At 59.9% G+C, this 6,397-nt stretch carries 7 protein-coding genes and 1 pseudogene; 6 read left to right on the top strand and 2 right to left on the bottom strand.

The features are described from left to right. The 3 genes and pseudogenes from QO231_RS23745 to QO231_RS23735 form a co-directional block, all read left to right on the top strand. A pseudogene (locus QO231_RS23745) lies at positions 1-278 on the top strand (S-(hydroxymethyl)glutathione dehydrogenase); the annotation flags it as partial. A gap of 54 nt (positions 279-332) precedes the next feature. After that, on the top strand, positions 333-824 hold the full coding sequence (locus tag QO231_RS23740; protein WP_316782229.1) for a GNAT family N-acetyltransferase: 492 nt from the start codon (positions 333-335) through the stop codon (positions 822-824). Between the two features lie 29 nt (positions 825-853). Next, the gene (locus QO231_RS23735; protein WP_316782227.1) at positions 854-1,588 is read left to right on the top strand and encodes an NYN domain-containing protein; all 735 of its coding nucleotides are present in this window, start codon (positions 854-856) and stop codon (positions 1,586-1,588) included. 122 nt (positions 1,589-1,710) lie between these two features. Here the strand turns inward: QO231_RS23735 and hemE are convergent, their stop codons facing one another. Next, entirely contained in the window at positions 1,711-2,754 is a 1,044-nt protein-coding gene (gene hemE, locus QO231_RS23730; RefSeq protein WP_316782226.1) for a uroporphyrinogen decarboxylase, read from the bottom strand. 102 nt (positions 2,755-2,856) lie between these two features. On the opposite strand from hemE, the gene hemC reads away from it, so the two are divergent. The 3 genes from hemC (at position 2,857) to QO231_RS23715 (ending at position 5,600) form a co-directional block, all read left to right on the top strand. After that, complete coding sequence (gene hemC / locus QO231_RS23725; RefSeq protein ID WP_316782224.1) at positions 2,857-3,801, top strand: hydroxymethylbilane synthase; 945 nt, start codon at positions 2,857-2,859, stop codon at positions 3,799-3,801. A gap of 73 nt (positions 3,802-3,874) precedes the next feature. Next, positions 3,875-4,825, top strand: a complete 951-nt coding sequence (locus QO231_RS23720; protein ID WP_316782221.1) for a fatty acid desaturase family protein — start codon at positions 3,875-3,877, stop codon at positions 4,823-4,825. 94 nt (positions 4,826-4,919) lie between these two features. Further along, positions 4,920-5,600 (top strand): GNAT family N-acetyltransferase, encoded by a 681-nt coding sequence (locus QO231_RS23715; protein WP_316782219.1) that lies wholly within the window; start codon positions 4,920-4,922, stop codon positions 5,598-5,600. Here QO231_RS23715 and QO231_RS23710 read toward each other — a convergent pair. After that, complete coding sequence (locus QO231_RS23710) at positions 5,597-6,364, bottom strand: DeoR/GlpR family DNA-binding transcription regulator (protein WP_316782217.1); 768 nt, start codon at positions 6,362-6,364, stop codon at positions 5,597-5,599. The genes QO231_RS23715 and QO231_RS23710 overlap by 4 nt on opposite strands. Between the last annotated feature and the right edge of the window lie 33 nt (positions 6,365-6,397).

Here is a 6,397-nt window from a genome sequence, read left to right as displayed (position 1 = left end):
ACAAGGGCTGGGGCGAGAGCATCATCATCGGTGTCGCACCCGCCGGGGCCGAGATTTCGACCCGGCCGTTCCAGCTCGTCACCGGCCGGTCCTGGCGCGGCACCGCGTTCGGCGGCGCGCGCGGACGCACCGACGTGCCCAGGATCGTCGACTGGTACATGGACGGCAAGATCGAGATCGACCCGATGATCACCCACACCATGGGCCTTGAGGACATCAACAAGGGCTTCGACCTCATGCACAAAGGCAAATCCATCCGCGCCGTCGTCGAATTCTGAATCTGGAATGCAGGCACGAACCGATTCAGTCCGATCCCGAACAAGGTCGCGTGGATGACCCTGTCGATCCGTGAAGCACGGCGTGGGGCGGATGACGATGCAGTCTGGCAAATCCTGCAACCGGTCGTCGAGGCAGGCGACACGTTCTGCGCCGAACCCCGAGGCGGGATGCCTGGCGCTCTTGCCTATTTCTGGCCGGAAACCGCACGGGTCTGGATCGCTGAATGGGAGGGCGAACCTCTGGGTTGCAGCTATCTCAGGCCCAACCAGACCGGCAACGGCGCGCATGTCTGCAACGCTGGCTACTGCACGTCACCCTCGGCGCGCGGGCGTGGCGTCGCCCGTGCATTGCTGGACCATTCGCTTGATCAGGCGCGGTGCGCGGGATACCTGGCTATGCAGTTCAATTTTGTGGTCACAACCAACACCCGTGCCATCGACATCTGGACCCGTGCAGGATTTGACACTGTGGGCCGCCTCCCGGACGCCTTCAACCACCCGCAAAAGGGGCTGGTCGACGCGCTGGTGATGTATAGACGGTTGTGAGCGCCATTGCCTTGGGCTAGTGCGGTTTCATGACAAACCCATCAAAGCCCCCGCTTCTCGCCGTCCTGATCGACGCTGACAATATTTCCGCCAAACATGCCGAGGCCATGTTCGAGGAAATCGCATCGCTGGGCGAGGCCAGCATCCGCCGCATCTATGGAGATTTCGCGGGCGGTGGCCCACAGGGCTGGACCAAGGAAAAACTGGCGGCGCTGGCGATCGTGCCCCATCAGCAGTTCGCCAATACGACCGGCAAGAATGCCAGCGACATCGCACTGGTGATCGACGCAATGGATATCCTGCATTCGGGACGGTTTGATGGCTTTGTGCTGATCTCGTCCGACAGCGATTTCACCCGACTGGCCAGCCGCATCCGCGAACAGGGGCTCGACGTGTTCGGCATGGGAATGCGCAAGACACCGACGGCGTTCGTCAAGGCCTGCAAGCGGTTCATCTATGTCGAGAACCTCATTTCGGACGCCCCGAAACCCAAGCCCAAACAGACGAAGAGCGACGACCAGATCGAGCCGAGTCCTGGGCTGGACGATCCGGCCAAGCTGGTGATCCGGGCGATGGACGCGATCGATCAGGACGACGAGTGGTTCACGCTGGGTCAGATCGGACAGTTCATAACGGCCGCCAATCCCGATTTCGACACCCGCAGCTATGGCAAGCGCAAACTCAGCGACCTGATCGCAACATTGAAGGTCTTTGAAACCAAGCGAGGCGAGGGAAACCAGATTCTGGTGCGGCGGCTCGACTAGAGCGTCTCGCGTCGAACCTGGTTATCTGGTTTCACCTGACGCGTTGGAATATATGACTTCCGGCAGCGTTAGGTAATTTCAGTTTAGTGCAAAACGCGTTAACGGGTCGCCTTGACGCGCGCCTAAACCGCCAAACCCTCGCGCACCGTATCAATCATCAACTGGACGTTTTGCGGATCGGCGTCCGGTGTGATGCCGTGACCGAGATTGAAGATGTGTGGCCCGCCCGAAAAGGCGCGGACGATGGCGCGGGTTTCGTCGATCAGAGCCTGCCCCCCCGTCACCATGTGCGATGAGGCCAGATTGCCCTGCACGCAACCGTCGCTCTGAACATGGGCGGCGGCCCAGACGGGATCAACCGAGTTGTCCAGCGCCACGCAATCGACACCGGTCGCACGGGCAAAACCCACGTATTTCTCACCAGCCTCGCGCGGAAAGCCAATGACCGGGGTCGACGGGTGGCGCTCTTTCAGCGCCTGGGTGATGCGCCGAGAGGGTTCGACTGCGTATTTGTCAAAATCGTCTCCGTGAAGCGATCCGGCCCAGCTGTCGAAAATCTTGACGACCTCGGCACCGGCTTCGATCTGCATCGACAGGTAGTCGATCGTGGCCTCGGTGATGCGATCCAGCAGCGCCTCAAACAATGCGGTGTTTTCCTCGCGCAATGCATGGGCCGGCCCTTGATCCGGCGTGCCCCGGCCAGCGATCATATAGGTCGCCACCGTCCATGGGGCACCGGCAAAACCGATCAGCGTGGTGTCAGACGGCAAGGCGCCGTTCAGAATGCGCAGGGTATCGTAGATCGGCGAAAGCGTGTCGTGGATCGAATTCGCAGGCTTCAGCGCTTCAAAATCACTCTGGGTCGTCACCGTGGAGAGACGCGGCCCCTCGCCTGTCACGAACCACAGATCAGCGCCAAGCGCCTGTGGTATCAGCAGAATATCCGCAAACAGGATCGCCGCATCAAAGCCATATCGGCGTATCGGTTGCAGCGTGACCTCTGCGGCCAGTTCACTGTTATAGCAAAGCGACAGGAAATCTCCCGCCTCGGCCCGCGTGGCCCTGTACTCGGGCAGGTAGCGACCGGCCTGGCGCATCATCCAGATTGGCGGCACCGTCTGTGTTTCGCCCGCCAGTGCACGCAGCAGCTTTTTGGTCTCGCTCATGGTGGCCTCCCGAGTACATTCCGGGCCATGCGTCCTGTTTGAGGACGATAATGTCAAGCCCGGACGCTTGTAAGGCCAAATTGACGCGACTAAAGAGGAGGCATGACACAGCATCTTCCTACACTCGACACTCCGTTACGGATCGGCACCCGTGGCTCTCCGCTGGCACTGGCACAGGCCTATGAAACGCGCGACCGGCTGGCACGCGCATTTGATCTGTCACAAGAGGTGTTCCAGATCGTGGTGATCAAGACCACCGGTGACGCCGTACAGGACAGACCGCTCAAGGAAATCGGCGGCAAGGGGCTGTTCACGCGCGAGATCGAGGACGATCTGCTTCAGGGCCGTATCGACATCGCCGTACATTCGATGAAAGACATGCCGGTTCAGCAGCCTGCCGGATTGATTCTGGATACCTATCTACCGCGCGAAGACGTGCGTGATGCGTTCGTTTCGCCGAATAAATCTGCGCTGACCGATCTGGCAGAGGGCGCGACCGTGGGCACTTCCAGCCTGCGGCGCAAGGCGCAACTCTTGAACCGGCGGCCCGACCTGAACGTGGTCGAGTTTCGCGGCAACGTGCAGACCCGGTTGCGCAAACTTGACGACGGTGTGGCCGATTGCACATTTCTTGCGATGGCAGGGCTCAATCGGTTGAAGCGTGACGACGTGCCTGCCACTCCGATCTCCGAGGAGTCGATGCTGCCCGCCGTTGCGCAGGGAGCCATCGGGATCGAACGCCGCACGTTTGATGCACGCACCTCCGATATGCTGGCCGCCATTCATGACAGTCCGACCGGCGAGCGACTGGCTGCGGAACGGGCGTTTCTGACTGCCCTTGACGGATCATGCGAAACGCCGATAGCCGGGCTTGCAGTGCTTGAAAACGGGCAGTTGCGATTGCGCGGAGAGGTGCTGCGCCCAGATGGATCGGAACGGATTCACGATGATCAGACCTGCGCCGTCGAGGACGGGGCAGAGCTTGGTTGCGCGATGGCGGAAAAACTGCTTGCGGAGGCGGGTCCAGGCTTTTTTGACTGGCGCTGAACCAGAGTGACGCCGCGATCCATTTGACAGGTTGCACCACGATCTGGGACGTTAGCGCCGGAGGAGTCTGCGCATGACACCGGGAAAGGCGTTTCTGAGCACCAATGAAATTCGCCCTCTGGCGGAACGATCCGACGTCATGGGGTTCTGGCTGGTCGTTCATTGCTGGGGCACGATTGCTCTGGCGGTGACGCTCTTCGGGATCTGGCCAAACCCGCTCACCTTTTTGTTGGCTGTTCTGGTCATCGGGTCGCGACAGCTGGGGCTGGCGATCCTCATGCATGAGGCGGCGCATAACGCTCTGTTCAAATCACGCAAGTTGAATGATGTCGTGGGTGAATGGCTGTGCGGGCGACCGATACTCGCGGAACTTCTGGCTTATCGCCACTACCACCTGACGCATCACCGGTTCACCCAGACCGACAGGGATCCCGATCTTGTCCTCTCGTCCAAGTTTCCGACCACGCGCGCGTCTCTCAAACGCAAGTTCATCAGGGATTTGACTGGTCAGACCGGCTACAAACAACTGGCTGCGCAGATCATGATGTCGATCCGGCTGGCAGGCGATGACGAGGCGATAGTCGCCGCATCAAGTGACTTTGCGCAGGCGTTCAAGGCGCGAGACCTGTTCAAGTCCCTGCCGGCCTTCTTAGGGATCATCGTCCTGATGGCCATGATCGGCGATTGGTGGTGGGGGCTGGCATTCTGGCTGCTGCCCTATCTCACCTGGTTCCAATTCGTCCTGCGAATTCGCAATATTGCCGAACATGGCGCTACCGAAGCTTCTGAAAACCCGCTGCAAAACACGCGCACCACGCTGGCCGGGCCAATCGCGCGCCTGTTCGTCGCGCCCTATTGGGTAAACTATCATCTTGAGCATCATCTCGTGATGCACGTGCCCTGCTGGCGGTTGAAAGAGATGCACAATGTGTTGACCCGGAAAGGCGTCACTGCGCGAATGCGCGTGGCACCCTCCTATCGGCACGCGATGGCAGAGGCGGGCTGGGAAACACCCGGGTCATAGCAGACGGGCAAATGCCTAACGACCATCTTGCCCATAGTGCGAAATGTAGTGTTCATGGATGATGTGATCCGACGAAGACCAAAAGGATGCGACCGTGACCCAAGATCTGAGCAAATGGACCCCTCGCCAAATACCTGACCGGCACATGATCGAAGGTCGCTATGTGACGCTGGAACCGTTGAATGCGGCGCGGCACGGCCCCGACCTGTTTCAAGCATCAGGTGTTTCGGACGCGAACGACCGGTTTCGCTGGCTGCCGGAGTACCCGCCACAGGCAGAACCAGAGTTCATGGACTGGATGCGCCGCGTAGAAGCGAGTGCCGATCCTCTTTACTTTGCCGTGATTGATCGGGACACCGACGCGGCGGTCGGGCGCCAAACGCTCATGCGAATCGACGCACAGAACGGTGTGATCGAAATCGGCAATATCTATTGGGGACCGGACCTGTCCCGGCGCCGTGGCGCGACGGAGGCGCTTTTTCTGTTCATGAAGCTCGTGTTTGATGATCTGGGGTATCGCCGGTTCGAGTGGAAGTGCAATGACAACAACCTTCCGTCAAAAGCAGCCGCTTTGCGGTTTGGCTTTGTTGCCGAAGGCGTGTTTCGCCAGCACATGATTGTCAAGGGACAGAACCGGGACACCGCATGGTTCGCGATTGTCGATGGCGACTGGCCAGGGTTGAAAGCCGGATATGAGAACTGGCTTGAACCCGCGAATTTCGACGTGAACGGACATCAGAAACGGCGCTTGCAGGACTGTCTGATGCACGGCTAGCGTGGCTTTGTCAAAACGACATCGGTGCCCCACGCCTCGCAGTTGCGGGCAAGTTCAGGCAGCAGCGGCTTGTCGGTAAAGAAGGTGTCGATCTCTGACAGTGAGGCGATCCGCGCGGGAGCGCTCCGCGTGAATTTGGAATGATCCGCGACAAGGAAAGTCCGGCGCGACTGGCGAATGATGGCTTGGCTGACTGCAACCTCCTGCACATCGAAATCGAGCAAGTCCCCGTCGCGATCCAGCGCCGAACAGCCGATAACCGCGAGGTCGAACTTGAACTGGCGAATGGTGTCGGCAGCAAGGTTGCCAACCAACCCGCCATCTGAACGGCGCAGGTTGCCACCGGTCACGATGACCGCACAATCGGGGTTGTTGGCAAGAATGTTGGCCACGTTCATGTTGTTGGTCACAACCATCAGGTTGCGGTGATCCCGCAGGGCCTTGGCCACCGCCTCCGTGCTGGTCCCGATGTTCAGAAACATCGAAATGTCGTCCGGCACCTGTGCCGCACACGCATTTGCGATGGCCGTCTTTGCCGGAGCGTTCAGCGACCGCCGCTCCTCATACCCGATGTTGTGGGTGCCGGATGGCAGTACCGCCCCCCCGTGAACCCGCTCCAGACGGCCGGCCTCGGCAAGTTCGGTCAGATCCCGCCGGATGGTTTGCAATGTGACATCAAAATGCGACGCGAGCCTGTCGACGGTGACCTTTCCGTCGCGGCGCGCGATTTCGATGATTTCTGGGTGGCGAAGAGTCTGTGACATGTCCATGTTCGTTTTTGCGCGTTTATGGTGGCA

The organism is Sedimentitalea todarodis, from assembly GCF_032595355.1.
Lineage (GTDB): Bacteria > Pseudomonadota > Alphaproteobacteria > Rhodobacterales > Rhodobacteraceae > Sedimentitalea > Sedimentitalea todarodis.
This window is presented reverse-complemented; position numbering and strand designations above follow the sequence as displayed.

Excerpts from the sequence above, each read along its gene's own strand:
- QO231_RS23740 (WP_316782229.1), top strand. The coding sequence starts at position 333 with ATGACCCTGTCGATCCGTGAAGCACGGCGTGGGGCGGATGACGATGCA.
- QO231_RS23735 (WP_316782227.1), top strand. The coding sequence starts at position 854 with ATGACAAACCCATCAAAGCCCCCGCTTCTCGCCGTCCTGATCGACGCT.
- hemE (WP_316782226.1), bottom strand. The coding sequence starts at position 2,754 with ATGAGCGAGACCAAAAAGCTGCTGCGTGCACTGGCGGGCGAAACACAG.
- hemC (WP_316782224.1), top strand. The coding sequence starts at position 2,857 with ATGACACAGCATCTTCCTACACTCGACACTCCGTTACGGATCGGCACC.
- QO231_RS23720 (WP_316782221.1), top strand. The coding sequence starts at position 3,875 with ATGACACCGGGAAAGGCGTTTCTGAGCACCAATGAAATTCGCCCTCTG.
- QO231_RS23710 (WP_316782217.1), bottom strand. The coding sequence starts at position 6,364 with ATGTCACAGACTCTTCGCCACCCAGAAATCATCGAAATCGCGCGCCGC.